25 protein-coding genes are annotated in these 25,677 nt (G+C 73.2%); 16 read left to right on the top strand and 9 right to left on the bottom strand.

Annotated elements, in window-relative coordinates:
* Nucleotides 1-44 precede the first annotated feature (44 nt).
* The gene (locus OG448_RS14820) at nucleotides 45-866 is read left to right on the top strand and encodes a hypothetical protein (protein ID WP_405554191.1); all 822 of its coding nucleotides are present in this window, start codon (nucleotides 45-47) and stop codon (nucleotides 864-866) included.
* 59 nt (nucleotides 867-925) lie between these two features.
* A complete protein-coding gene (locus OG448_RS14815) occupies nucleotides 926-1,255 on the top strand; it encodes a rhodanese-like domain-containing protein (protein ID WP_405558811.1) in 330 nt (109 codons plus the stop codon).
* A gap of 9 nt (nucleotides 1,256-1,264) precedes the next feature.
* Here OG448_RS14815 and paaE read toward each other — a convergent pair whose 3' ends face one another.
* From paaE to paaA, 5 genes are read right to left on the bottom strand one after another with little or no spacing between them, the layout of a single operon-like run.
* On the bottom strand, nucleotides 1,265-2,329 hold the full coding sequence (gene paaE / locus OG448_RS14810) for a 1,2-phenylacetyl-CoA epoxidase subunit PaaE (protein ID WP_405554189.1): 1,065 nt from the start codon (nucleotides 2,327-2,329) through the stop codon (nucleotides 1,265-1,267).
* Nucleotides 2,329-2,877: a 1,2-phenylacetyl-CoA epoxidase subunit PaaD gene (gene paaD, locus OG448_RS14805; protein WP_405554188.1), complete on the bottom strand. Its 549-nt coding sequence runs from the start codon at nucleotides 2,875-2,877 to the stop codon at nucleotides 2,329-2,331. Before paaD ends, paaE begins: the two co-directional genes overlap by 1 nt.
* A complete protein-coding gene (gene paaC, locus OG448_RS14800) occupies nucleotides 2,871-3,590 on the bottom strand; it encodes a 1,2-phenylacetyl-CoA epoxidase subunit PaaC (protein WP_405554186.1) in 720 nt (239 codons plus the stop codon). Before paaC ends, paaD begins: the two co-directional genes overlap by 7 nt.
* Nucleotides 3,587-3,874, bottom strand: a complete 288-nt coding sequence (gene paaB, locus OG448_RS14795) for a 1,2-phenylacetyl-CoA epoxidase subunit PaaB (protein WP_030805879.1) — start codon at nucleotides 3,872-3,874, stop codon at nucleotides 3,587-3,589. Before paaB ends, paaC begins: the two co-directional genes overlap by 4 nt.
* The gene (paaA, locus tag OG448_RS14790; protein WP_405554184.1) at nucleotides 3,871-4,890 is read right to left on the bottom strand and encodes a 1,2-phenylacetyl-CoA epoxidase subunit PaaA; all 1,020 of its coding nucleotides are present in this window, start codon (nucleotides 4,888-4,890) and stop codon (nucleotides 3,871-3,873) included. The genes paaB and paaA overlap by 4 nt, the downstream gene beginning before the upstream one ends.
* A 343-nt stretch (nucleotides 4,891-5,233) precedes the next feature.
* On the opposite strand from paaA, the gene OG448_RS14785 reads away from it, so the two are divergent.
* The 3 genes from OG448_RS14785 to OG448_RS14775 are packed head-to-tail and all read left to right on the top strand — an operon-like array spanning nucleotide 5,234 to nucleotide 7,988.
* Nucleotides 5,234-6,040, top strand: a complete 807-nt coding sequence (locus OG448_RS14785; protein WP_405558809.1) for a DUF5819 family protein — start codon at nucleotides 5,234-5,236, stop codon at nucleotides 6,038-6,040.
* The gene (locus OG448_RS14780; RefSeq protein WP_405554182.1) at nucleotides 6,037-7,251 is read left to right on the top strand and encodes an HTTM domain-containing protein; all 1,215 of its coding nucleotides are present in this window, start codon (nucleotides 6,037-6,039) and stop codon (nucleotides 7,249-7,251) included. The genes OG448_RS14785 and OG448_RS14780 overlap by 4 nt, the downstream gene beginning before the upstream one ends.
* Nucleotides 7,248-7,988, top strand: coding sequence for a TrmH family RNA methyltransferase (locus tag OG448_RS14775; RefSeq protein WP_405554180.1), 741 nt, complete (start codon nucleotides 7,248-7,250; stop codon nucleotides 7,986-7,988). The genes OG448_RS14780 and OG448_RS14775 overlap by 4 nt, the downstream gene beginning before the upstream one ends.
* Before the next feature lie 8 nt (nucleotides 7,989-7,996).
* Here the strand turns inward: OG448_RS14775 and paaN are convergent, their stop codons facing one another.
* Nucleotides 7,997-9,688, bottom strand: coding sequence for a phenylacetic acid degradation protein PaaN (gene paaN / locus OG448_RS14770; protein WP_405554178.1), 1,692 nt, complete (start codon nucleotides 9,686-9,688; stop codon nucleotides 7,997-7,999).
* A gap of 212 nt (nucleotides 9,689-9,900) precedes the next feature.
* Here paaN and OG448_RS14765 point away from each other — a divergent pair, with 212 nt between their 5' ends.
* Together OG448_RS14765 and OG448_RS14760 are read left to right on the top strand one after the other, a co-directional pair.
* The gene (locus OG448_RS14765) at nucleotides 9,901-11,415 is read left to right on the top strand and encodes a 3-hydroxyacyl-CoA dehydrogenase (RefSeq protein WP_405554176.1); all 1,515 of its coding nucleotides are present in this window, start codon (nucleotides 9,901-9,903) and stop codon (nucleotides 11,413-11,415) included.
* The gene (locus tag OG448_RS14760) at nucleotides 11,412-11,999 is read left to right on the top strand and encodes a TetR/AcrR family transcriptional regulator (RefSeq protein WP_405554175.1); all 588 of its coding nucleotides are present in this window, start codon (nucleotides 11,412-11,414) and stop codon (nucleotides 11,997-11,999) included. Before OG448_RS14765 ends, OG448_RS14760 begins: the two co-directional genes overlap by 4 nt.
* Nucleotides 12,000-12,015: 16 nt before the next feature.
* Here the strand turns inward: OG448_RS14760 and OG448_RS14755 are convergent, their stop codons facing one another.
* Nucleotides 12,016-12,516 (bottom strand): Lrp/AsnC family transcriptional regulator, encoded by a 501-nt coding sequence (locus OG448_RS14755; RefSeq protein ID WP_405554174.1) that lies wholly within the window; start codon nucleotides 12,514-12,516, stop codon nucleotides 12,016-12,018.
* 175 nt (nucleotides 12,517-12,691) lie between these two features.
* On the opposite strand from OG448_RS14755, the gene pdhA reads away from it, so the two are divergent.
* From pdhA to OG448_RS14720, 7 genes are all read left to right on the top strand, one after another.
* The gene (gene pdhA / locus OG448_RS14750; protein WP_405554172.1) at nucleotides 12,692-13,837 is read left to right on the top strand and encodes a pyruvate dehydrogenase (acetyl-transferring) E1 component subunit alpha; all 1,146 of its coding nucleotides are present in this window, start codon (nucleotides 12,692-12,694) and stop codon (nucleotides 13,835-13,837) included.
* Nucleotides 13,834-14,838 carry an alpha-ketoacid dehydrogenase subunit beta gene (locus tag OG448_RS14745; protein ID WP_405554170.1) on the top strand — a complete coding sequence of 335 codons (1,005 nt, stop codon included), beginning with the start codon at nucleotides 13,834-13,836 and terminating at the stop codon, nucleotides 14,836-14,838. Before pdhA ends, OG448_RS14745 begins: the two co-directional genes overlap by 4 nt.
* Entirely contained in the window at nucleotides 14,838-16,160 is a 1,323-nt protein-coding gene (locus tag OG448_RS14740) for a dihydrolipoamide acetyltransferase family protein (RefSeq protein ID WP_405554168.1), read from the top strand. Before OG448_RS14745 ends, OG448_RS14740 begins: the two co-directional genes overlap by 1 nt.
* Nucleotides 16,161-16,239: 79 nt before the next feature.
* The gene (locus tag OG448_RS14735) at nucleotides 16,240-17,178 is read left to right on the top strand and encodes an NTP transferase domain-containing protein (RefSeq protein ID WP_405554166.1); all 939 of its coding nucleotides are present in this window, start codon (nucleotides 16,240-16,242) and stop codon (nucleotides 17,176-17,178) included.
* A complete protein-coding gene (locus tag OG448_RS14730; RefSeq protein WP_405554165.1) occupies nucleotides 17,175-18,566 on the top strand; it encodes a molybdopterin molybdotransferase MoeA in 1,392 nt (463 codons plus the stop codon). The genes OG448_RS14735 and OG448_RS14730 overlap by 4 nt, the downstream gene beginning before the upstream one ends.
* Nucleotides 18,563-19,660, top strand: a complete 1,098-nt coding sequence (locus OG448_RS14725; protein WP_405554163.1) for a potassium channel family protein — start codon at nucleotides 18,563-18,565, stop codon at nucleotides 19,658-19,660. The genes OG448_RS14730 and OG448_RS14725 overlap by 4 nt, the downstream gene beginning before the upstream one ends.
* 46 nt (nucleotides 19,661-19,706) lie before the next feature.
* Nucleotides 19,707-20,687 (top strand): NAD(P)H-quinone oxidoreductase, encoded by a 981-nt coding sequence (locus OG448_RS14720; RefSeq protein WP_405554161.1) that lies wholly within the window; start codon nucleotides 19,707-19,709, stop codon nucleotides 20,685-20,687.
* Between the two features lie 13 nt (nucleotides 20,688-20,700).
* On the opposite strand, the gene OG448_RS14715 is transcribed toward OG448_RS14720, so the two are convergent.
* Nucleotides 20,701-21,288: a hypothetical protein gene (locus OG448_RS14715; RefSeq protein ID WP_405554160.1), complete on the bottom strand. Its 588-nt coding sequence runs from the start codon at nucleotides 21,286-21,288 to the stop codon at nucleotides 20,701-20,703.
* Nucleotides 21,289-21,400: 112 nt separating this feature from the next.
* On the opposite strand from OG448_RS14715, the gene OG448_RS14710 reads away from it, so the two are divergent.
* Nucleotides 21,401-21,940: a bacterial proteasome activator family protein gene (locus tag OG448_RS14710; protein ID WP_405554159.1), complete on the top strand. Its 540-nt coding sequence runs from the start codon at nucleotides 21,401-21,403 to the stop codon at nucleotides 21,938-21,940.
* Nucleotides 21,941-21,998: 58 nt separating this feature from the next.
* On the opposite strand, the gene OG448_RS14705 is transcribed toward OG448_RS14710, so the two are convergent.
* Nucleotides 21,999-23,606, bottom strand: a complete 1,608-nt coding sequence (locus OG448_RS14705) for a protein kinase domain-containing protein (protein WP_405554157.1) — start codon at nucleotides 23,604-23,606, stop codon at nucleotides 21,999-22,001.
* A 359-nt stretch (nucleotides 23,607-23,965) separates the two neighbouring features.
* On the opposite strand from OG448_RS14705, the gene OG448_RS14700 reads away from it, so the two are divergent.
* Nucleotides 23,966-25,612: a protein kinase domain-containing protein gene (locus OG448_RS14700; RefSeq protein WP_405554155.1), complete on the top strand. Its 1,647-nt coding sequence runs from the start codon at nucleotides 23,966-23,968 to the stop codon at nucleotides 25,610-25,612.
* Nucleotides 25,613-25,677: the final 65 nt, after the last annotated feature.

Below are 25,677 nucleotides of genomic sequence, written 5' to 3'. Positions count from 1 at the left end.
TTCCGTCGCGGTAGGCCCTTGTGGGCGTGGCCTAGGCTGGTCGGGTGACGACCCCGGAAGCTGAGCAGACCGAGCAGTCCCAGTCGCCGCGGCCCGAGGAACGGCTGGAAAAGGCCGTCCGGGTCGCCGAGCAGGCGCTGATCGACTTCGAGATCGCCGTGGAGACCTTCCGCGTCGAGGTCGAGAACTTCGCCCGGCTGCACGAACAGCGGCTCGGGCCGCTGTACGCCCGCATCGAGGAGCTGGACGCCTCGATCGCCGAGGCGCGGGCCGCCCGTACCCAGGACCCCGAGGACATCCGGCGCGCCGCCGAAGCCCGCGCCAACCTGTCGCCCATCCCCGGTGTCGAGGAACTGCTGCACGGCTGGATGGACGGCCAGGGCCTCTTCCCGGAGGCCACCGCGATGCTCACCGACCAGCCGGTGCGGCCGCCGCAGCGGGTGCGTCCCAGCGAGGAGGTACGCAAGCTCTACCGCGACCTCGCCCGCAAGGCCCACCCCGACCTCGCCCAGGAGAACGCCGAGCGCACTCGCCGCGAGGAGTTCATCACCCGCGTCAACGCGGCCTACGCCCGCGGTGACGAGGCCCTGCTCCGGGAACTCGCCGCGGAGTGGGCGGCCGGCCCGGTGCCGCCCGAGCGGCAGCCCAGTCCCAGCGACGAGCTGTACGCCCGTCTGGAGTGGCTCGCCCAGCGCAAGGAACTCCTCACCCTGGTCGCCCGGGAACTGGAGAACGGCGCCATCGCCGGCATGCTCCGCCTCGCCCCGGACGATCCCGACAGCCTCCTCACCGAGATCGCCGAACGGCTGCACGGCGACATCGCCCGCCGCGAGTCCGACCTCGCGGCCTTGCTGACGCAGGAGTGACGCCGGGCGTCGCGTGCGGCGCTTCGGGTAGCGTCGGGGGCATGAGTTTCGGAGCTGGTGTGCCCACGGTCGAGGTCACGGACCTCAAGGACGGCGATTTCCTGCTGGACGTCCGCGAGGACGACGAGTGGCAGGCCGGTCATGCCGAGGGGGCGCTGCACATCCCGATCAGCGAGTTCGTCGCCCGCTACGGCGAGCTGACCGAGGCCGCCCCCCAGGACGGCCGCGTCAACGTCATCTGCCGCTCCGGCGGCCGCTCCGCCCAGGTCACCATGTACCTCGTCCAGCAGGGCATCGACGCGGTGAACGTCGACGGCGGGATGAAGCACTGGGAGGCCACGGGCCGCCCCGTGGTGACCGACGCGGGGCAGGCCGGGGTTGTGATCTAGACACCCCGCTCACCGGTCGAAGTCCACCTCCACCTTCTCTGTCATGGGGTGGGACTGGCAGGCCAGGACGTAGCCCGCTTCGGTTTCCTCGGGTTCCAGGGCGAAGTTGCGGTCCATGCGGACTTCGCCGGAGACCAGGAAGGCGCGGCAGGTGCCGCAGACGCCGCCCTTGCAGGCGTAGGGGGCGTCGGGGCGGTTGCGCAGGACGGTGTCCAGGAGGGACTCGCCCTGCTGGGCCGGCCAACTGCCGCCCCGGCCGTCGAGGCGGGCGGTGACCGTGCTGTGGGCGGCTGCCGGTGCGGTGGTGGCCGGGGCGGTGCCGCCGTCCACGTGGAAGATCTCCTGGTGGATGCCGGAGCGGTCCACGCCCAGACCCCGCAGGGCCCGTTCGGCGTCCTCCACCAGGCCGTAGGGGCCGCACAGGAACCAGCCCTTCACCTGGTCCACCGGGAGCAGCGCGGGCAGCAGCCCGGTGAGCCGGTCCCGGTCGAGGCGCCCGGAGGGCAGGCCCGCCTGCTGTTCCTCGCGGGAGAGCACCGTCACCAACTGGAACCGCTCCGGGTAACGGTCCTTCAGGTCGGCCACCTCCTCCAGGAACATGGTCGAGGCGGCCGTACGGTCGGCCCGGATCAGGCAGAACCGCGCGCCCGGCTCGCGGGCCAGCAGCGTGGCGGCGATCGACAGCACCGGCGTGATGCCGCTGCCGCCCACGACGGCCGCGAAGAGACCCGGCGCCGGGTCCAGGGTGAAGCGTCCGGCCGGGGTCATCACCTCCAGCTCGTCCCCGGCCGTGATCTCCTTGAACGCGTACGTCGAGAACGCGCCCCCGTCGACCAGCCGCACCCCCACCCGCAGCGTGCCCGGGCCGGGCCCGGCCGGGTCGGGGGCCGGGGAGCAGATGGAGTAGGTGCGGCGGATGTCCCCGCCGTCGACACGGCGGCGCAGGGTGAGGTGCTGGCCCGGCCGGTGCCGGTACTCCTCGCGCAGCTCGGGCGGCACGGTGAAGGTGACGGCGACCGAGTCGTCGGTCAGCCGGTCGATCTCGGCCACCCGGAGCCGGTGGAAGCGTGCCATCACAACTCCTTGAAGTGGTCGAAGGGTTCACGGCAGGCGAGGCACCGGCGCAGCGCCTTGCAGGCCGTGGAGGAGAAGCGGCTCAGCAGCTCGGTGTCGGCGGAGTCGCAGTGCGGGCAGCGGATGGCCTCCGGTGCCGTCCCGGTCGGAGCTTCCCCGGCGGGCCCGGTGCGGGTCGGGCCCAGGGTGAGGGTGACGGGACCAGCGGCGTGCTGGGTGCGCGGCGGGGCTATGCCGGACTGCTGGAGCTTGCGGCGGCCCTCGGGGGTGATGTCGTCCGTGGACCAGGCGGGGGCGAGGACCCTGCGGACGGTCACCTCCCGCATGCCGTGGGCGCGCAGGACCTGCTCTATGTCCGCGCTCATCGTCTCCACCGCCGGGCAGCCGGTGTAGGTCGGGGTGAGATCCACCTCGACCGCGCCGGTGCCGGTGAGGTGCACCGCGCGCACGACGCCCAGCTCGTGCAGGGTGAGCACGGGGAGTTCGGGGTCGGGCACCGAGCCGGCCAGCTCCAGCAGTTCCGTCTCCAGCGCGGTGGCGGTCACCATGACGCCCCCGGATGGCTGCGGTGCAGGTGCTGCATCTCGGCGAGCATCCGCCCGAACGGCTCGGTGTGCAGGCCCTGTCGGCCCGCGCCCGCCGCCCACGCGCCTGTGCGGGGGCCCTCGGGCACCGTCAGGGTGGCGCGCCCGAGCACGTCCGTGACGGAGGCGAGCCAACTCGCCTCCAGCGCGACCCAGTCGACGTCCACGCCGGGGATCGGCTGGAACATCTCGCCGGTGAAGCGCCAGAGTGCGTCGCAGGCCCGGCTCATCCGGTCGTGGCTGAGTTCGGTGCCGTCGCCGAGGCGCACGGTCCACTGCTCGGCGTGGTCGCGGTGGTAGGCGACCTCCTTGACCGCCTTCCCGGCGAGCGGCTGGAACGGGCCTTCCTGTGACGCCAGTTCGGCGTACAGGAGGTGCTGGTAGGTGGAGAAGTAGAGCTGCCGGACGATGGTGTGGGCGAAGTCGCCGTTCGGCTGCTCCACCAACTGGAGGTTACGGAAGGCGCGTTCCTCGCGGAGATAGGCCAGCTCGTCCTCGTCGCCGGTCATGGAGAGCAGCACGCGGGCCTGGCCGAGCAGGTCGAGCGCGATGTTGGCGAGGGCGACCTCCTCCTCCAGGACGGGGGCGTGCCCGGCCCACTCCCCGAGGCGGTGGGAGAGCACCAGGGCGTCGTCGCCGAGGGCCAGCGCGGCGGTGGTGGGGACGGTGGCGGTCACAGGTGCTTCACCCCTTCCGGGATCTCGTAGAAGGTCGGGTGCCGGTAGGGCTTGTCGGCGGACGGCTCGAAGAACGGGTCCTTCTCGTCGGGCGAGGAGGCGGTGACGGCGGTGGCCGGGACCACCCAGATGGAGACGCCCTCGCCGCGCCGGGTGTAGAGGTCACGGGCGTTGCGCAGGGCCAGCTCCGCGTCGGGTGCGTGCAGGCTGCCGGCGTGGGTGTGGGAGAGGCCGCGGCGGGAGCGGACGAAGACCTCCCACAGGGGCCAGTCGGTGTGGGTCATGCGCGCGTCGCTCCTGTCCGGCCGGTGCTCCCGGCGTGTTTGGCCGCGTGGGCGGCGGCCGCTTCCCTGACCCAGGCGCCCTCGTCGTGTGCGCGGCGGCGCTGGGTGATGCGCTGTTCGTTGCAGGGGCCGTTGCCCTTCAGCACTTCCTTGAACTCGGTCCAGTCGATGGCGCCGAAGTCGTGCTGCCCGCGCTCCTCGTTCCACTTCAGGTCCGGGTCGGGGAGGGTGAGGCCGAGGGACTCGGCCTGGGGGACGCAGATGTCGACGAAGCGCTGGCGCAGCTCGTCGTTGGAGTGGCGCTTGATCTTCCACTCCATGGACTGCGCCGAGTGCTGCGAGGCGTCGTCGGGCGGGCCGAACATCATCAGCGAGGGCCACCACCAGCGGTCGACCGCGTCCTGCGCCATGGCGTGCTGCTCAGGGGTGCCCTTGCTCAGGGCGAGCAGCAGCTCGTACCCCTGGCGCTGGTGGAAGGACTCCTCCTTGCAGATGCGGACCATCGCGCGGGCGTACGGGCCGTAGGAGCAGCGGCACAGCGGGACCTGGTTGGTGATGGCGGCGCCGTCCACCAGCCAGCCGATGGCGCCCACGTCGGCCCAGGTCAGGGTGGGGTAGTTGAAGATCGAGGAGTACTTCTGGCGGCCGCTGTGCAGCTTGTCGAGCAGCTCCTCGCGGCTGGTGCCGAGGGTTTCGGCGGCGCTGTAGAGATAGAGGCCGTGGCCCGCCTCGTCCTGGACCTTGGCCATCAGGATCGCCTTGCGGCGCAGGCTGGGGGCGCGGGTGATCCAGTTCGCCTCGGGCTGCATGCCGATGATCTCGGAGTGCGCGTGCTGGGCGATCTGGCGGACGAGGGTGGCGCGGTAGGCGTCCGGCATCCAGTCGCGTGGCTCGATGCGCTCGTCGGCGGCCACCGCCGCGTCGAAGGCGTGTTGGTGCGCCGCGGTGTCCGCGGTGGCGCCGGGTGTGCCGTCCGCGGGTGTGCGGTCCGTGCGAGGCGCGGCTGCTGTGGCCATGCGGTCCCCCTGACCTAGGACTCTGCCGGAAACACGTCCCGACCGATCGTTCGGTTCGTGCGTGTCAATGGTGTGCCGGGGCGTCCTCGGGTGTCAACCGCTGTGGACGACGATGCCGCGCACCTGTGGAAAACCTCCGTGGCCGGTCTGCTTCCCCCGGCGGTGCCGGGCCGGTGTGCGACGGCCGGAGCCGGGTGGTGAAGGCGGGGCCCGGGGCTGCGCGGGGCGGGTGGGGCTGAGTACCGTTCCGTGCGGGTGCCAAGCGGAAGCAAAGGCGCCCGACACCAGGGGGCGCCCCGTGACGGGCGCGTCGATGCCGGAGCGGAAGCGGGACGGGGCGGGGATGGACGCGTACGACGAGGAGCCGGAGGCCCTGAGCGGGCCGGGCGGCCCGGCCGGGGCGCGTCGCGCGGGCGGCCCCGGCATCCCGAGCGAGGACACCGGGCCCGGGGACACCGGGCCCGGGAACACCGGAGGCGACGGCGCCGCGGAATCAACCCCGCGCGCCGGACTCGCCGCCCTGTCCCCCCGCTACCGGCTCGTGGCGGGCGGCGCGCTGGCGGTCGTGGCGGCCGTCGCCGCCGTGCACCTCGGCATGGTGTTCCTGAGCCTCGCCCCCGCCAACACCGTGAGCAAGCGGCACGTCAAGGCGGTGGAGGGGTGGGTGTACCCCGAGTTCGAGCAGAACTGGAAACTGTTCGCGCCGAACCCGTTGCAGCAGAACGTCGCCGTACAGGTGCGCGCCCAGGTCCGGGGCGGGGACGGTGACCTGCGCACCACCGGCTGGACCGACCTGTCGGCGCGGGACGGCGCCGCCATCGACGGCAACCTGCTGCCCAGCCACACCCAGCAGAACGAGCTGCGCCGCGCCTGGGACTTCCTCGGCACCACCCACGGCACCGACAACCGGCCCGTGGGCGTGCGCGGGGCGCTCTCCGAGCAGTACGTGCGCCGGATAGTGGTGCTGCGCCTGCGGCGGGACGAGGACATCGACCGCGCCGGGACCATCGAGCGCGTGCAAGTGCGCTCCCGCACCGTCAATGTGACCCCGCCCGAGTGGAGCCGGGAGAAGGTCTCCGCCAACCCCGCCTACCGCGTGCTGCCCTGGTGGACGGTGACCGGTGACGAGACCGAGGCGGGTGCGCGATGAACCGGCTCTCCCAGACCTTCGCCCACGGCGTCGAACGCGTCACCGGCGCGGCCCTCGGCCCCTACCAGAGCGCCGTGATCCGGATCGGGTTCGCCGGGACCTGGCTGCTCTTCCTGCTGCGCGAGTTCCCGCACCGCCAGGAGCTGTACGGGCCGGCCGGGCCCTGGAGCTGGAACCTGGCCCATCAGCTCATCGCCGACAACCACGCCTTCACGGTGCTGATGTGGTCCGACAGCCGGCTCTGGTTCGAGGTCTGCTACCTCCTGGCGGTCCTGGCCAGTGCCGCCCTGATGGTCGGCTGGCGCACGCGGACCGCCGCCGTGGTGTTCATGGTGGGGGTGCTGTCGCTCCAGAACCGCAGCGTGTTCATGGGGGACGGCGGCGACAACGTGCTGCACCTGATGTCCCTCTATCTCGTGGTCACCCGCTGCGGCCAGGTCTGGTCGCTGGACGCGCGCCGGGCCGGGCACGCGGAGGCGGCACGCGCGCGTGGGGAGCGCGTTCCCGCCGACCGGGTGGGTCCGGTGCTGTGGGCCCTGTCCGGCGCGGTGCTGGTCACGGCCGCGGTGACGGGCCGGTTCGGCGGCGGCTGGCTGGTGCCCGCCCTGCTGTGGGCGGCGTGGGCCGGGCTCGGCCTGTGGTGGGCGGCGGGCCGCTGGACCCGGTCGCAGCAGCCCCGGATGCTGCTCGACGTGCTGGCCAACGTGCTGCACAACGCCGGTCTCGCCGTGATCATGGCGGAGGCGTGCCTGATCTACGCCACGGCCGGCTGGTACAAGATCCAGGGCTCGCGCTGGCAGGACGGCACCGCCGTCTACTACCCGCTGCACCTGGACTACTTCTCCCCCTGGCCCGCCCTCGCCGACCTGATGTCCGCCAGCGGCGTCCTCATGATGATCGTGACCTACGGGACGGTCATGGTGCAGGTCGCCTTCCCCTTCACCCTGTTCAACCGGCGGGTGAAGAATGTCCTGCTGGTGCTGATGATGGCCGAGCACGCGGTGATCGCCGTCGTTCTCGGACTGCCCTTCTTCTCCCTGGCGATGATCACGGCGGACGCCGTCTTCCTGCCGACCGCCTTCCTGCTGCTCCTCGGCGGCTGGGCGGCACGCGCGCGTGGACGGCTGATACGACGTGGCGGGACGGGCCGGGTGCCGCCGCCCCGCGCCCCGGAGGAGTCCACCGCGGGCCACGTAGGGTTCAGGGCATGACCGACCCCCTGTACCGCTGGCGCGAGCGCGCCGGGGACGCCGTGCTGCTGGACGGCTTCCACGCCCTCAAGCACGCGCTGCGCTTCGGTGCCGAGGTGCCCGTGGCGGTCACCACCGACCGGGAGGCCACGCTCGCCCTCGCCGGTGAACTCGCCGGGGACGTCCGGGACCCGCTGGACGCGCTGCTGACGGAGGTGCCCCAGGCGGTCTACGCCTCCCTGGTGCCCCGCCCGCACCCGACCGGCGTGGCCGCGCTCGCCGTACGACCCTCCCGTGAGGACAACCTCAAGGCGCTGGCCCATATGCCGCGCACCGCGCCCGTGGTGGTGCTGGACGAGCCGCGCAACCTCGGCAACGCGGGCGCGGTGATCCGGCTGGCCGCCGGGTTCGGCGCGACCGGGGTGGTCACCACCGGCACCCTCGACCCCTGGCACCCCACCGTGGTGCGCGGCGGGGCGGGGCTGCACTTCGCCACCGCGGTGGAGCGCCTCGGGGTCGACGAGCTGCCCGCCGGCCCGCTGTTCGCCCTCGACCCCGAGGGTGACGACATCCGGCGGATCGAGCTGCCTGACGACGCCGTGCTGGCGTTCGGCTCCGAGCGCAGCGGGCTCTCGGCGCCGCTGCGGGCCCGCGCCGACCGGCTGCTGGCGCTGCCCATGCGGCCGCAGGTCTCCAGCTACAACCTGGCCACCAGCGTGGCCATGACGCTGTACCACTGGAGCCTGCGCACCGCCTGACCTCGCGACTACGCCTCCCTGCGGACCTCCACCACGCGGAAGCGGTTGGCGACGTACGCGCCGTCGGTGAGCGCCGCGTTCGCCGCCGGGTTGCCGCCGGAGCCGTGGAAGTCGGAGAAGGCGGCGGTCTGGTTGACGTACACCCCGCCGGTCAGGTTCAGGGAGAGCTGGGCGGGCTCCTCCAGGCAGACCTCCTCGATGGCCCGCGCGACCTCAGGGTCGACGGTGTGGGCGCCGACCGTCATCGCGCCCTGCTCGCGGATGGTGCGCCGCAGCAGATCCACCGCGTCGGTGACCGAGTCGACGGCCACCGCGAAGGACACCGGGCCGAAGCACTCGCCGAGGTAGGCGGCCTCGTCGTCCGGCTTGGCGCCGTCCAGCTTCACGATCACCGGGGTGCGCACCACCGCGTCCGGGAAGTCCGGGTTGGTGATCTCGCGGGAGGCCAGGGCGACTTCGCCGAGGTCGGCGGCGGCCTCCAGGCGGGCCTTCACATCGGGGTTGACGATGGCGCCCAGCAGGGCGTTGGCGCGGGCGTCGTCCCCGAGGAGGCCGTCGACGGCGCGGGCGAGGTCGCCGGTCACCTCGTCGAAGGACTTGTGGCCCTCGTTGGTGCTGATGCCCTCGCGCGGGATCAGCAGGTTCTGCGGGGTGGTGCACATCTGGCCGCTGTACAGGGAGAGCGAGAAGGCGAGGTTGGCCAGCATGCCCGGGTAGTCGTCGGTGGACTCCACGATCACCGTGTTGACGCCGGCCTTCTCCGTGTAGACCTGCGCCTGGCGGGCGTTGGTCTCCAGCCAGTCACCGAAGGCGGTGGAGCCGGTGTAGTCGATGATGCGGATCTCGGGGCGGGTGGCGAGGGTCTTGGCGATGCCTTCACCGGGCCGCTCGGCGGCCAGCGCCACCAGGTTGGGGTCGAACCCGGCCTCGGCCAGCACCTCGCGGGCCACCTGGACGGTGAGCGCCAGCGGCAGCACCGCGCGCGGGTGCGGCTTGACCAGGACCGCGTTGCCGGTCGCCAGGGAGGCGAACAGGCCCGGATAGCCGTTCCACGTCGGGAAGGTGTTGCAGCCGATCATCAGGGCGATGCCGCGCGGGACCGGCGTGAAGCTCTTGGTCAGCGTCAGCGGGTCGCGCTTGCCCTGCGGCTTGCTCCACTCCGCAGTCTCCGGCGTGCGGGTCTGCTCCGCGTACGCGTACGCCACCGCCTCCAGGCCGCGGTCCTGGGCGTGCGGGCCGCCCGCCTGGAACGCCATCATGAACGCCTGGCCGCTGGTGTGCATGACCGCGTGCGCGAACTCGTGCGTCCGGTCGCTGATCCGCTTCAGGATCTCCAGACAGACCGCCGCGCGGGCCTCCGCGCCCGCGTCGCGCCAGGCGGCCTGCCCGGCGCGCATCGCGGGGAGCAGTACGTCCAGGTCGGCGTGCGGGTAGCTCACGCCCAGCTCGATGCCGTACGGCGAGACCTCGCCGCCCACCCAGTCGTCCGTGCCGGGCTGGTCCAGGTCGAGACGGGTGCCGAGGAGCGCGTCGAAGGCGGCCTTGCCCGCGCCCGCGTCCAGGCTGCCGTGCTCGCCGTACGCCTTGGGGTGCTCGGGGTGCGGGGACCAGTACGCGCGGGTGCGGATCGCCTCAAGGGCCTGATCGAGGGTGGGGCGGTGCTTGGCGATCAGCTCGTGTGCGGTCGGTCGGGCGGTCATCCGGGACCAACTCCTCGTCTGCGTGAACTCGTCATCGAGCTCGTGACCTGGGGGTTTGGAGAGACGGCAGGGTTGCGGCGGGCGCGGCCCGCGAAGCCTTCCGCCGGACGGTGGTGGGCTGCGGGCGGTCAGGGCTAGAGTAACCGAACGATCGGTCGGGACAAGGGGGTCCGCCGCATCTGTGGACAACGTCGTGCGGGAGGATCGCGCACATGACAGCTATCGACCTCAGCAGTCCCGTGGCCGTGGTCGGCACCGGCACCATGGGCCAGGGCATCGCCCAGGTCGCGCTGACCGCCGGCCACCCCGTCCTGCTCCATGACGCGGTGCCCGGACGGGCGCGGGAGGCCGCCGAGGCCATCGGCGCCCGCCTCGACCGCCTCGTGGCCAAGGGCCGGCTCGGCGCGGACGAACGGGACGCGGCGCGCGCCCGGCTCACGCCCGTCGAGCAACTCCGCGAGCTGGCCGACTGCGCGCTGGTCGTCGAAGCCGTGCTGGAGCGGCTGGACGTCAAGCAGGAGCTGTTCCGGGAGCTGGAGGGGATCGTCTCCGAGGACTGCCTGCTCGCCACCAACACCTCCTCCCTGTCGGTGACCGCCGTCGGCGGCGCGCTCGCCTCCCCCGGCCGCTTCCTGGGCCTGCACTTCTTCAACCCGGCCCCGCTGCTGCCCCTGGTGGAGGTCGTCTCCGGGTACGCCACCGACGTCACGTCCGTCACGCGCGCGTACGAGACCGCCCGCGCCTGGGGGAAGACCCCGGTGGCCTGCGCGGACACCCCCGGCTTCATCGTCAACCGCATCGCCCGGCCCTTCTACGCCGAGGCGTTCGCCGTGCTGGAGGCCCAGGGCGCCGACCCGGCCACCATCGACGCGGTGCTGCGCGAGAGCGGCGGCTTCCGCATGGGCGCCTTCGAACTGACCGATCTCATCGGGCAGGACGTCAACGAATCCGTCACCCACTCGGTGTGGAACTCCTTCTTCCAGGACGTCCGCTTCGCGCCCTCGCTCGCCCAGCGCCGCCTGGTGGAGTCCGGGCGGCTCGGCCGCAAGAGCGGCCAGGGCTGGTACGACTACGCCGAGGACGCCGAGCGCCCCGAGCCGCACACCGCCGAGAAGGAGAAGCCTCCGGCGCACGTCACCGTCGAGGGCGACCTCGGCCCGGCCGCCGGGCTGCTCCCGCTGATCCGTGAGGCGGGGATCGCCGTCCATGAGGAGGACGAGGACCAGGGCAGCCGGCTGGCCCTGCCGAGCGGCGGCCAACTGGTCCTCGCCGACGGCCAGACCGCCGTGGAGTTCCGGGACGTCGTCTACTTCGACCTCGCCCTCGACTACCGCGCCGCCACCCGGATCGCGCTCTCCGCCTCCCAGGACACCTCCGCGCGCACCCTCGCCGAGGCCATCGGCCTCTTCCAGGCGCTCGGCAAGGACGTCAGCGTCATCGGGGACGTGCCCGGCATGATCGTCGCCCGCACGGTGGCCCGTATCGTCGACCTCGCGCACGACGCCGTCGCCAAGGGCGTGGCCACCGAGGAGGACGTCGACACCGCGATGCGCCTGGGCGTCAACTACCCCCTCGGGCCCTTCGAGTGGAGCCGCAGGCTGGGCCGGAGCTGGGCCTACGAGCTGCTGGACGACCTGCACCTGCGCGACCCCTCCGGCCGGTACGCGCCGTCCCTCGCGCTCTACCGCCACGCGTACGCCACCGACAAGCGGGAGGGCACCTCATGACCACCGCCAAGCGCGACACCTACACCCCCGAGACCCTGCTCTCGGTCGCCGTGGGGGTGTTCAACGAGCGCGGTTACGACGGCACCTCCATGGAGCACCTCTCCAGAGCCGCGGGCATCTCCAAGTCCTCGATCTACCACCACGTCAGCGGCAAGGAGGAATTGCTGCGCCGGGCCGTCAGCCGGGCGCTGGACGGGCTGTTCGCCATCCTCGACGAGGAGCACGCGCGCGTGGGACGGCCGGTGGACCGGCTGGAGCACGTCGTACGGCGCATGGTCGAGGTGCTCATAGCCGAGCTGCCCTACGTGACGCTGCTGCTGCGCGTCCGGGGCAACACCGAGGCGGAGCGGTGGGCGCTGGAGCGGCGCCGGGACTTCGACCACCGGGTGGCCGACCTGCTGCGGGCGGCCGCCGAGGACGGGGACGTACGCGGGGACGTGGAGGTCCGGCTGGCGACCCGGCTGGTCTTCGGGATGATCAATTCCATCGTGGAGTGGTACCGGCCCGAGACGCGGGGGGCCAGCGGGCGCGAGGTGGCCGACGCGGTGGTGCGGCTGGTCTTCGCCGGGCTGCGCAAGGAGTAGGGGCCTCGCGCGGAGGTCACGCGTCCGGCTCCAGGTCCTCCTCCTCGAACACCAGCAGCGTGCGGGTGCCGAGCACCTCGGGGATCGACTGGAGCCGGGTGAGCACCAACTCCCGCAGCGCCCTGTTGTCCGGCGTGTGCACCAGCAGCAGCACGTCGAAGTCGCCGCCGACCAGCGCCATGTGGGACGCGCCGGGCAGGCGGCGCAGATGTTCGCGGACCGTGCGCCAGGTGTTCTGGACGATGTTCAGCGTGATGTACGCCGAGGTGCCGTGCCCGGCCCGCTCGTGGTCGACTCGGGCGCCGAAGCCGCGGATCACCCCGTCCTCGACCAGCCGGTTGATCCGCGCGTAGGCATTGGCGCGGGAGACGTGGACCCGCTCGGCGACCGAGCGTATGGAAGCGCGGCCGTCCGCCTGGAGGATCTTGAGGATCTCCTGATCTATGGCGTCCAGCGGGCGGGGCGGGGGCAGTGCGCCATTCGCCTCCGCCGCCTGGGCCATTTGTTCAGGTGTCATGTCCCCCCGCTTCATCGCCGTGGACGTCCTGCACTCATTCCAGGCTGTGCAAAACCGTTTGTCCACAGCCTGAGGGGGCCGGTAGCCAAAATGCGCCGACGACCGAACAATCGGTAGGTGAGACGGGTCACAGCCGACCCGCCTCTTGTAGCCGCTCCCACGAGGAGGTGCCGTCATGACGGTCATGGAGCAGCGGGGCGCGTACCGGCCATCGCCGCCGCCCGCCTGGCAGCCCCGCACGGACCCCGCGCCGCTGCTGCCCGACGCCGAGCCCTATCGCGTCCTCGGCACCGACACGGCCGCCAAGGCCGACCCGGACCTGCTGCGCCGGCTCTACGCCCAGGTGGTCCGCGGCCGGCGCTACAACACGCAGGCCACCGCGCTCACCAAGCAGGGCCGGCTCGCCGTCTACCCCTCCAGCACCGGGCAGGAGGCGTGCGAGGTCGCCGCCGCCCTGGCCCTGGAGGAGCGCGACTGGCTCTTCCCCAGCTACCGCGACACCCTCGCCGTGGTCGCCCGGGGCGTCGACCCGGTGGAGACGCTCACCCTGCTGCGCGGTGACTGGCACAACGGCTACGACCCGCACACCCACCGCGTCGCCCCGCTCAGCACCCCGCTCGCCACCCAGTTGCCGCACGCCGTGGGCCTCGCGCACGCCGCGCGGCTCAAGGGGGACGACGTGGTCGCGCTCGCCATGGTCGGCGACGGCGGCACCAGCGAGGGCGACTTCCACGAGGCGCTGAACTTCGCCGCCGTCTGGCAGGCCCCGGTCGTCTTCCTCGTGCAGAACAACGGCTTCGCCATCTCCGTCCCGCTGGCCAAGCAGACCGCCGCGCCCTCCCTCGCCCACAAGGCGGTCGGGTACGGAATGCCGGGCCGCCTGGTCGACGGCAACGACGCGGTCGCGGTGCACGAGGTGCTCAGCGACGCGGTACGGCGCGCCCGCGCGGGCGGCGGCCCGACTCTGGTCGAGGCGGTGACGTATCGCGTGGAGGCCCACACCAACGCCGACGACGCCACCCGCTACCGCGAGGACGACGAGGTCGAGGCATGGCGGCGGCACGACCCGGTCCAGCTCCTGGAGCGCGAGCTGACCGCGCGCGGGCTGCTCGACGAGGCGGCGATCGACACGGTCCGGCAGGACGCCGAGGCGATGGCCGCCGACCTGCGTGAACGCATGAACCAGGACCCCCGGCTCGACCCGATGGACCTCTTCGACCACGTGTACGCCGAGCCCACCGCGCAGCTCCGCGAACAGTGCGCGCTGCTCAGGACCGAGCTGGCCGCCGAACAGGACGACCAGGAAGGCGACCCGCGATGACCACCGTCGCCGTCAAGCCCGCCACCATGGCGCAGGCCCTCACCCGCGCGATGCGCGACGCGATGGCCGCCGACCCCGCCGTCCATGTCATGGGCGAGGACGTCGGCACCCTCGGCGGTGTCTTCAGGGTCACCGACGGACTCGCCGCCGAGTTCGGCGAGGACCGCTGCACGGACACCCCGCTGGCGGAGGCGGGCATCCTCGGCGCCGCCGTGGGCATGGCCATGTACGGCCTCAGGCCCGTGGTGGAGATGCAGTTCGACGCGTTCGCCTACCCGGCCTTCGAGCAGTTGATCAGCCACGTCTCCCGGATGCGTAACCGCACACGGGGCCGCATGCCCCTGCCGATCACGGTCCGCGTCCCCTACGGCGGCGGCATCGGCGGCGTCGAGCACCACAGCGACTCCTCCGAGGCGTACTACATGGCCACCCCCGGCCTGCACGTCGTCACCCCGGCCACCGTCGCCGACGCCTACGGGCTGCTTCGGCAGGCCATCGCCTCCGACGACCCGGTGGTGTTCCTGGAGCCCAAGCGGCTCTACTGGTCCAAGGACGCCTGGAACGCCGACCACCCCATCGAGGTGGAGCCCATCGGGCGCGCGGTGGTCCGGCGCCCCGGCACCAGCGCCACCCTGATCACCTACGGGCCCTCCCTGCCGGTGTGCATGGAGGCCGCCGAGGCCGCCCGCGCGGAGGGCTGGGACCTGGAGGTCGTCGACCTGCGCTCGCTGGTGCCCTTCGACGACGAGACGGTCTGCGCCTCCGTACGGCGCACCGGACGCGCGGTCGTCGTGCACGAGTCCACCGGGTTCGGCGGTCCCGGCGGCGAGATCGCGGCCCGGATCACCGAGCGCTGCTTCCACCATCTGGAGGCACCGGTGCTGCGCGTGGCCGGGTTCGACCTGCCCTACCCGCCGCCGATGCTGGAGCGGCACCACCTGCCCGGTGTCGACCGCGTGCTGGACGCGGTGGCCCGTCTCCAGTGGGAGGCGGGGAACTGATGGCTCAGGTACTGGAGTTCAAGCTGCCCGACCTCGGCGAGGGGCTCACCGAGGCGGAGATCGTGCGCTGGCTGGTGGCCGTCGGTGACGTGGTCGCCGTCGACCAGCCCGTCGTCGAGGTCGAGACGGCCAAGGCGATGGTGGAGGTCCCCTGCCCCTACGGCGGCGTGGTCACCGCCCGCTACGGCGAGGAGGGCACCGAACTGCCCGTGGGCGCACCGCTGATCACCGTCGCGGTCGGCTCCCCCGACTCCGTCGGACCGGCCGGCGAGCCCGCCGCCGAGGCCGAGGGTTCCGGCAACGTCCTGGTCGGCTACGGCACCCAGGCCCCCGCCCGCCGCCGACGCCGGGTACGCACCCAGCTCACCGTGGCCAACGGCACCGCCCCAGCAGCCCCGGCACCGGCACCCGCACCCGCGCCGGAGCCGGCCGCACCGGAACCCCCCGCCCCCCAGGGCCCCGTCCCCGTCATCTCCCCCCTCGTCCGCAAGCTCGCCCGCGACAACGGCGTCGACCTGCACACCCTGCGCGGCACCGGGCCGGACGGCCTCATCCTGCGCGCGGACGTCGAAGCGGCCCTCCGCGTCGAAGCCACGGCACCACCCACAGCGACAGCCCCCCTTGCCCACCCCGAAGGCACCCGCATCCCCCTCAAGGGCGTGCGCGGAGCCGTCGCCGAGAAGCTGAGCCGCAGTCGCCGGGAGATCCCGGACGCCACCTGCTGGGTCGACGCCGACGCGACCGAACTCCTGCGCGCGCGGGCCGCGATGAACGCCGCCGGAGCCACGAAGATCTCCCTGGTCGCCCTGCTCGCCCGTATCTGCGCCGCAGCCCTCGCCCGGTTCCCGGAGCTGAACTCCTACGTCGACACCGAGGCCCGCGAGGTCGTCCGACTGCCCGGTGTGCACCTGGGGTTCGCCGCGCAGACCGACCGCGGGCTGGTCGTGCCGGTCGTCCGGGACGCGCACACGCGGGACGCCGAGTCGCTGACCGCCGAGTTCGCCCGGCTCACCGAGGCCGCCCGCGCCGGACGGCTGACGCCGGGTGAACTCACCGGCGGCACCTTCACGCTGAACAACTACGGCGTCTTCGGCGTGGACGGCTCCACCCCGATCATCAACCACCCCGAGGCGGCCATGCTCGGCGTCGGCCGCATCGTCCCCAAGCCGTGGGTGCACGGGGGCGAACTGGCCGTGCGCCAGGTCGTGCAGCTCTCGCTCACCTTCGACCACCGGGTCTGCGACGGCGGCACGGCGGGCGGCTTCCTCCGGTACGTGGCGGACTGCGTGGAACAGCCGGCTGTACTGCTGCGCACCCTGTGAGCCCGGCCGGTTGATTCCCGCCGCCCGGTACCCGCCGGGCGGCGTCCGCCCCCGAGGGTCCACCAGCCATACTCGAAGGGTGACCGACAACGTCCCGGCCGGCCTCCCGTCGGCCGCATCCCCCGACTCCAGCGGGTCCGGCCCGGCGACCGGCGCCCCGTACGACGCCGTCGTGCTGGCCGGCGGTGGGGCGCGGCGGCTCGGCGGGGCCGACAAGCCCGGTGTCCAGGTCGGCGGCCGGGCGCTGCTCGACCGGGTGCTGGCCGCCTGCGTGGACGCGGTCACCACCGTCGTCGTGGCCGACCCCCGCGCCACCGCCCGGCCGGTGCGCTGGGCGCGGGAGGAGCCGGCCGGTGGCGGACCCGTCGCCGCGCTCGACGCGGGGCTGCGGCTCACCACGGCCGAGTACGCGGTGGTGCTCTCCGCCGACCTGCCGTTCCTCGGCGCGGACACCGTGCACCGGCTGCTGGCCGCCCTGCGGGACAGCGATGCCGACGGGGCGATGCTCACCGACGACGACGGCCGCGACCAGCCACTGGTGGCCGCCTACCGCACCGCCTCCCTACGCGGCGCCCTCGCCGACCTCGCCCCCGAGCACGGCGAGCACGGCGGGCTGACCGGGCTGCCCTTGCGCCGCCTGACTGGCGCCCTGCGCCTTACCCGGCTCACCGACCCGCTGGCCTCCTTCGACTGCGACACCTGGGAAGACATCGCCCACGCCAGGGCCCGGATCAGGGAGCATGGGCACGTGCTGAACGAATGGATCACCGCAGTCAAGAACGAGCTGGGCATCGAGCTCGACGTCGACACCCGCGTCCTCCTCGACGCCGCCCGCGACGTCGCCCACGGCGTGGCCCGCCCCGCCGCCCCGCTCACCACCTTCCTCATCGGCTACGCCGCCGCCCAGGGCAAGGGCGACGCCGAGTCCATCGCCGAGGCGTCCGCCAAGGTCGCCGACCTGGCCATCCGCTGGGAAGCCGAGCACAGCGGGGGCGGGTCCGCCCCGGACGCCGGATGACCGCCTCCGGCACCCATGCGAGCCCGCACGCCGGGCGCGGCGACGCCTCCGACGCCGACGACCTCGACGTGGAGGAGGCCCTGGCCCTCGTCCGCGCGCCCAGAAGCGACCGGGCCGACCGGGCCGACCAGACCGGGCGGACGGGCCACGCGCCCGCCCGCCCGGCCGGGCACGAGCACCCCCACGACCGCGCCACCCCCTGGCCCGAGGCCCGCGAGATCGCCGCCCGAGCCGCCCGCCAGGCCACGCGGCGCCCCGCTGTCTCCGTCGCCCTGAGCGACGCCCTCGGGCTGGTCCTCGCCGCCCCCTTGGACGCGCTCAGCGACCTGCCCTCCTTCGACACCTCCGCGATGGACGGCTGGGCCGTCGCCGGACCCGGACCCTGGCAAGTCCGCGACGGCGGAGTGCTCGCCGGGCACGCGCCCCCCGAGCCGCTCACCGACGGCGAGGCGGTCCGGATCGCCACCGGCGCCCGCGTCCCCACCGGTGTCACCGCCGTCCTGCGCAGCGAACACGGCCGCACCGGACCCCAGGACCGGCTGCACGCCACTGGGGAGATGAGCCACGGCCAGGACATCCGCCCGCGCGGCCAGGAGTGCCGTCGCGGCGACCAGTTGCTGCCCACCGGCACCCTGATCACCCCGGCCGTCCTGGGCCTCGCCGCGGCGGCCGGGTACGACACCCTCACCGTCGTTCCGCGCCCGCGCGCCGAGGTCCTCGTCCTGGGCGACGAACTCCTCACCGAGGGGCTGCCGCACGACGGCCTGATCCGGGACGCGCTCGGCCCGATGCTGGCGCCCTGGCTGCGCGCGCTGGGCGCCGAGGTCATCGCCGTCCGCAGGCTCGGCGACGACGCCAAGGCGCTGCGCAAGGCGATCACCACCTCTCGCGCCGACCTGATCGTCACCACCGGGGGCACCGCCGCCGGACCCGTGGACCACGTCCACCCCACACTGGACCGGATCGGCGCCGAACTCCTCGTCGACGGCGTCGCGGTGCGCCCCGGCCACCCCATGCTGCTGGCGCGTACCAAGGCGGACCAGCACCTCGTCGGGCTGCCCGGCAACCCGCTCGCGGCCGTCTCCGGGCTGCTCACGCTGGCCGAACCGCTGTTCCGGGCACTGGCCGCCCACCCCGCGCCCGAGCCGTACCGGACGCCGCTGAGGGAAGCGGTGCAGGGACACGCGCACGACACCCGGCTCGTCCCCGTGGTGCTGCGCGGGGAGCGCGCCGTACCGCTGCACTACAGCGGGCCCGCCATGCTGCGCGGGATCGCCACCGCCGACGCGCTGGCCGTCGTCCCGCCGGGCGGGGCGGCGCAGGGTGCCGGAATGGAATTGCTGGACCTGCCGTGGGACACGGCCGGAATCGGGGTGTGTTTCACGTGAAACTTCCGGGCCATGACGCCATAGCCCGCCAGGCCGGCGAACATCTGGTGCCCTCGCGGGTGAAGCTCCCGAGGAAGGCGATGGAACGCCCCATACGCCAGGTCGCCAAGCGCCTGGTGATGGCGCTGGTGGTGCTGGTCGCCACCGCGTTCGTCGTCTACGCCGACCGCAGTGGCTACCACGACAACTCCGACGGTCCCGTCGACCTGCTCGACGCGTTCTACTACGCGACGGTCACCCTCTCCACCACCGGGTACGGCGACATCACCCCGGTCAGCGACGGTGCCCGGCTCATCAACATCCTCGTCATCACCCCGCTGCGCGTGCTCTTCCTGATCATCCTGGTCGGTACCACGCTGGAGGTCCTCACCGAACGGACCCGTGAGGAATGGCGTCTCAACCGCTGGAGGTCCACCTTGCGCGACCACACCGTGGTCATCGGCTTCGGCACGAAGGGGCGTTCGGCGATCCAGACCGTCTGCGCGACCGGGCTGAAGAAGGAACAGGTCGTCGTGGTCGACCCCAGTTCCAAGGCGATCGAGGCGGCCACCGCCGAGGGGTACGCGGGCGTCACCGGCGACGCGACCCGCAGCGAGGTGCTGCGGCGCGCGGAGGTGCACAAGGCGCGGCAGATCATCATCGCCCCGCAGCGCGACGACACCGCTGTGCTGGTCGCCCTGACGGCGCGCCAGCTCAACCGGCGTGCCAAGATCGTGGCCGCCGTCCGCGAGGAGGAGAACGCCCCGCTGCTCAAGCAGTCCGGCGCCGACGCGGTCATCACCAGCTCCGGAGCGGCGGGCCGGCTGCTCGGTCTCTCCGTGCTCAGCCCCGCCGCCGGCATGGTGATGGAGGACCTGATCCAGCAGGGCAGCGGCCTGGACATCGTGGACCGCCCGGTGGTCCGCGCCGAGGTGGGCCGCAGGCCGCGCGACACGGAGGACCTCGTGGTCAGCGTCGTACGCGGCCATCGGGTCCTCGGCTACGACGACCCGACCGTCGGGGAGTTGCAGCTCACCGACCGGCTGATCACCATCGTCCGGGCCACCCCCACCGCGCATGTCGCCCCGCACGCGCGTCCACTGCCGGGCGACTGAGCGGGCCGTCAGGCCCGTGGCGCGGTCGGGGAGTAGCGTCGCGGGCATGCATGCGATCACGATTTCAGAACCCGGCGGGCCCGAGAACCTGACCTGGACCGAGGTGCCCGATCCGGTGCCCGGCGAGGGCGAGGTGCTGGTCGAGGTGGTGGCAAGCGCCGTCAACCGGGCCGACATCATGCAGCGCCAGGGCCACTACGACCCGCCGCCCGGCGCCTCCGCCTACCCCGGCCTGGAATGTTCCGGCCGGATCGCCGCGCTCGGCCCCGGCGTCTCCGGCTGGTCCGTGGGCGACGAGGTGTGCGCGCTGCTCGCGGGCGGCGGTTACGCGCAGAAGGTCGTCATCCCGGCCGGGCAACTGCTGCCCGTGCCCGAGGGCATCGACCTCAAGCAGGCGGCCGCGCTGCCCGAGGTGGCCTGCACGGTCTGGTCCAACGTCTTCATGCTGGCCCACCTCCGGCCCGGCGAGCTGCTGCTGGTGCACGGCGGTTCCAGCGGCATCGGCACTATGGCGATCCAGTTGGCCAAGGCCATCGGAGCGCGGGTCGCGGTGACCGCCGGGACCAAGGAGAAGCTGGACTTCTGCGCCGAGCTGGGCGCGGACATCCTGATCAACTACCGCGACCAGGACTTCGTCGCCGAGGTCGAGCGGGCCACGGACGGCGGGGGCGCCGACGTCATCCTCGACAACATGGGCGCCAAGTACCTGGGCCGGAACGTGGAGGCGCTGGCCGTCAACGGGCGCCTGATGATCATCGGGATGCAGGGCGGCACCAAGGGCGAGCTGAACATCGGCCTGCTGCTGGGCAAGCGCGGCGCGGTCAGCGCGACCTCGCTGCGGGCCCGCCCGCTGAGCGAGAAGGCGGCCATCGTCGCGGCGGTGCGTGAGCACGTCTGGCCGCTGATCGAGTCGGGCGTCGTACGTCCCGTCGTCGACCGCGAGGTGCCGATGACGGACGCGGCCGAGGGACACCGGGTGGTGGAGGGCAGCGGCCACATCGGCAAGGTGCTGCTGGTCGCGCCGTAACCTCACGCGCCCCTCAGGTGCGGCGGATGCGCAGGCCCAGCCGGGCCAGCGCGATGCCGAGGCCCAGCAGGACCAGGCCGCTGCCCAGGGGGAGGATGCGCGGCGCCCGCGCCGTGGTGCTCTCCCCCTGGCGTACGGCGGCGGGCCGCGAGGCCGGGGCCGAGGTGGCGGTCGGCGGGGGCGCGGCGGGGCTGTCGGCGGTCTCCGGCTCCTCCGGGTAGGCGGCCTCCGGGGTGGCGGGCGTGGCGTTGCCCGCCGGGGCCTGGGCCTGGTCCGCCGGGTCGGGCGGCTCGGGGCGGCCCGGCCGCATCCGCCCCTCCCCGCCCCGGCTCCCGGCCCGCGCGGGCTTGGAGACGGTGGGGGACGGCGAGGCGGTGTCGGCGGCGTTCCGGGCCCGCACGGCGGGGGCGGAGGAGCGGCCGGACGGGGTGGGCGAACCCGGCGGAGCGCTCTCCGCGCCGTACGCGGTCGCGGTGCCGCACACGGGCGCGGCCGTCGCCAGGACGAGCAGCACCCGCACCAGGCGGAGGGTGAGTCGCAGCCATGGAGTCACGTCGGTGACCTCCGGGGAAATGCCGGGGAAGAAGGAGTCCAGCCTCACATTTGATGGCGTACCGGGCATTTCGGGTTGGGCCGTCAGGGGCGGGACGCCGGATCACCGGCGCGTGGGGGTGCGGCGGTGACGGTGCGGCCGGGTGCGAGAGAATGACGGCATGGAGATGCCGAGGAACGAACGGTCGCCCGAGAACCCCCAGATCCTCGTCGTGGGCCAGGACGGGATGGCGCTCGGTGGCGACACGGACGAGGGCTCCCGCGAGATCCCGGTGACGGACCAGGTGGAGCAGCCGGCGAAGGTCATGCGGATCGGCAGCATGATCAAGCAGTTGCTGGAGGAGGTGCGCGCCGCTCCTCTGGACGAGGCGAGCCGGGTCCGGCTGAAGGAGATCCACGCCAGCTCGGTCAAGGAGCTGGAGGACGGCCTCGCGCCGGAGCTGGTGGCCGAGCTGGAACGGCTGTCGCTGCCCTTCACGGACGAGGCGACGCCGAGCGACGCCGAGCTGCGGATCGCCCAGGCCCAGTTGGTCGGCTGGCTGGAGGGCCTCTTCCACGGCATCCAGACCACGCTGTTCGCCCAGCAGATGGCCGCCCGCGCCCAGTTGGAGCAGATGCGCCGCGCGCTGCCGCCCGGCAGTGTCCCGGAGGGCGCCGAGGAGCAGCACACCGGCGGCCGCTCGGGCGGGCCGTACCTGTAGACCCGGAACGTGGGAAGGGCCCGGCGGAAACAGTCCGCCGGGCCCTTCTCGCACACGCCTACTGCGGCGGCTCGCCCGTGGAGACGCTCAGCGAGACCTCGCCCATGTTCTTCGGGTCGACATCCGTGCCCGGCGCGGGGAACTGGTCGAGGACCGTGCCGTCGCCCCAGGTGTTGTTGTCTTCCTTCTTCACCTTGTACTGCCAGCTCGCGGCCTGGAAGCACGCCTTCACGGAGTCGATGTTCTTGTACCGGAAGTCGGGCAGCCGGATCTTCTTCTCGTCGTCGTAGGACTCCTGCGGCTCGGTGCACTCGGTGCTGTCGATCGTGCGCGAGGTGTCCGGACCCCGGTAGCCGGAGGCGTGCGAGGACGTGGAGGCGCTGGGGGAGCCGCCGCCGCCCGCCGTGGTGTCGTCCTTCTTGTTCATGTTGAGCGCGATCAGCAGGCCCGCGATCAGCACCGCGGCCACCGCGACCGAGCCGATCAGCACCGGCTTGTTGTTCCGGCCGCCGCCCCCGGAGGAGGGTACGGCGGTCGGCGGCTGGGCCCCGTAGGCGGGCGCCGGCTGCTGTCCGTACGCGGGGGGCGTCGGGTAACCGCCCTGCTGCGGGTAGCCGTAGGCCGGGGGCGGGGTGCCGTAGGGGTTCGGCGTCGGCTGGTAGGGCTGCTGCACCGGGCCGGGGTGGGGCTGCGGGGCCGTGTGGTCCACCGGCGGGAACACCGCCGAGCCCACGCCCGAGCCGCTCTGCGCCGGGCCCGCGCCCGGCACGATGCTCGGCGCCGCCTGCTGGAGCGAGGCGGCCACCCGCAGGCACTCCTCGCGCATGGCCTCGGCGGTGGGGAAGCGTTCGTTGGGGTTCTTCTTCAGCGCGCGGGCCACCAGGGCGTCCACCGCCGGGGGCAGCGCGCGGTTGATCGAGGAGGGCGCGACCGGCTCCTCCTGGACGTGCGCGTAGGCGATGGCCAGCGGCGAGTCCGCGTCGAACGGCAGCCGGCCGGTGACGAGCTGGAACAGCATGATGCCGACCGAGTACAGGTCGGAGCGGGCGTCCACGCCGCGGCCGAGGGCCTGCTCGGGGGAGAGGTACTGCGGGGTGCCGACGACCATGCCGGTCTGCGTCATCGAGGTGACCCCGGACTGCATGGCCCGCGCGATGCCGAAGTCCATCACCTTGACCACCCCGCGCTTGGTGGTCATCACGTTGCCCGGCTTGATGTCCCGGTGGACCAGCCCCTTCTCGTGGCTGATCTCCAGCGCGGCCAGCACGTCCGCGGTGATCCTCAGGGCCTTGTCGGCGGGCATCGCGCCGAACTGCCGTACGTCGTCGGCGAGCACGGAGCCGAGCGGGCGGCCCTCCACGTACTCCATGACGATGTAGGGCATGCCGTCCGCTTCGTCCTCGCCGGTGTCGAAGACGGAGACGATGTTGGTGTGCGTGAGCTTGGCCACGGCCTGGGCCTCACGGCGGAACCGCTCGCGGAACGCCTGCTCCCGGCCCAGCTCGGTGTGCAGGGTCTTGATGGCCACCTGACGGTCCAGCACCGAGTCGTGGGCCAGGTGCACGGCGGCCATGCCACCCTCGCCGAGCAGGTCCTGGAGCCGGTAACGGCCACCGGCCAGTGCCCGCCCCGTGTACCGGCCGCCCTGTGCGCCGTCCTGGCTCATCGTTCCGTGTCCCCCACTGGCCCGTCGGAGCCGTCATCGACCGGACACGCGCCACTCGGCACCTGCCTTGATCGAATGTGTCATTCCCGGCCAAGTCTGCCCGAGGGCACGGACACGTCAAGCCCGGTGCCCGTTCCGTGACCGTACGCGAAAGAAGCGTCGCGCAAGCGTTACAGCAGGCGTACGACCGGTGCACGGAATTTGCACGAGGGCCTGTGCTGCGGGTTTCATGGCCGGTCCGTCCTGGGCCCGTCCCGGTGCCGGATCGGGACCGGCGGCCACCGGCGAGGCTGTAGCGTGGCCGACGGAGTCCGTATCAACACCGCGCGCATCGCGGGCAGAAACGACGGCGAGGACCGATGGCACAGACGCACGGCGCCCAAGGCCCGTCCGACCCCGAGGCGGCGGCCGGCGGCGGCATGGCGGAGGCGCCGGAGAACTGGGGCAACGGCGGGCTCGTCGGCGACGGCCGCTACCGGCTCACCCACCGGCTCGGCCGGGGCGGCATGGCCGAGGTGTTCGCGGCCGAGGACGTGCGGCTCGGCCGCACGGTCGCGGTCAAGCTGCTGCGCGCCGATCTCGCCGAGGACCCCACCTCCAAGGCCCGCTTCACGCGTGAGGCCCAGTCGGTGGCCGGGCTCAACCACCACTCGATCGTCGCCGTGTACGACTCCGGCGAGGACCAGGTGAACGGCCAGGCCGTGCCGTACATCGTGATGGAGCTGGTCGAGGGCCGCACCATCCGTGAGCTGCTGGTCGACGCGGACGCGCCGGGCCCCGAGCAGGCCCTGATCATCGTGTCCGGGGTGCTGGACGCGCTCGCCTACTCGCACCAGCACGGCATCGTGCACCGCGACATCAAGCCCGCCAACGTCATCATCACCGACAACGGCGCGGTCAAGGTGATGGACTTCGGCATCGCCCGCGCGCTGCACGGCGCCTCCACGACGATGACCCAGACCGGCATGGTCATGGGTACCCCGCAGTACCTCTCCCCGGAGCAGGCGCTCGGCAAGGCCGTCGACCACCGCTCCGACCTGTACGCGACCGGCTGCCTGCTCTACGAACTCCTCGCGCTGCGGCCCCCCTTCACCGGTGAGACCCCGCTGTCGGTGGTCTACCAGCACGTGCAGGACATGCCGGTGCCGCCCTCGCAGGTCACCGCCGGCTGCCCGCCCGAGCTGGACGGCCTGGTCATGCGCTCCCTCGCCAAGGAGCCGGACGACCGCTTCCAGACGGCCGAGGAGATGCGCGGCCTGATCCAGTACGGCCTGCAGATGCTGTACGACCAGGGCGCCCACTCCGGCACCTGGAACACCGGCCCGGTGGACGCCACCGCGGGCGCGCCGACCCCGCCCGGCGGCTACGCGGGCACCACGGTGATGCCCCAGTCCGGTGGCTACGGCGGCGGCACCACACAGATCCCGCAGCCGATCCTGCCCGGCGGGTACGGGGGCGGCGACGACGGCGGCTTCGAGGGCCACGGCAACCGGGGCAGCGGCAAGGGCAGGCTGTGGGTGCTGGCCGCGCTCGCGGTGGTGGCGGTCGTGGCCGGTGTCGCGCTCGCGCTGAACAACACCGGCGGCGACGAGGGCAACGGCACCAAGCCGACCCCGACGCACTCCCAGACGCACAAGGACGACAAGGCGTCCGAGACGCCGACCGACGACACCACCAAGGAGCCGACGGACGGCCCGGCCACCCAGGGCGGCTCGGGCGGCTGGAACAACGGCTCGGACTACACCCCGTCCTACCGGCCGACGGACCCCGGCACGGCCGAGCCGTCGGACGAGCCGACCGACCAGCAGACCTCCGAGCAGCCGACCGACCCGCAGACCTCGCCGCCCGCCACGGGCGACGCGGCCGGCGGCACCGGTACGGACGCGGGCACCACGGACGGCACGGGCAACGCGGGCGGCACCGACCAGGGCACCACGGCCGGCGCCGGCGGTGCGGACGCCGGTGCGGCGGCCGGCGCGGACGCGGGCGGCCAGAACGGCACTTGAAGGCCGACGACGCCGGCCCCCGGAACGGGCCCGGACGGGCCTGCCGGCTGACCGCGCCGAAGCGG

The sequence above is a fragment of the Streptomyces sp. NBC_01171 genome, assembly GCF_045039805.1.
GTDB lineage: Bacteria > Actinomycetota > Actinomycetes > Streptomycetales > Streptomycetaceae > Streptomyces.
This window is presented reverse-complemented; position numbering and strand designations above follow the sequence as displayed.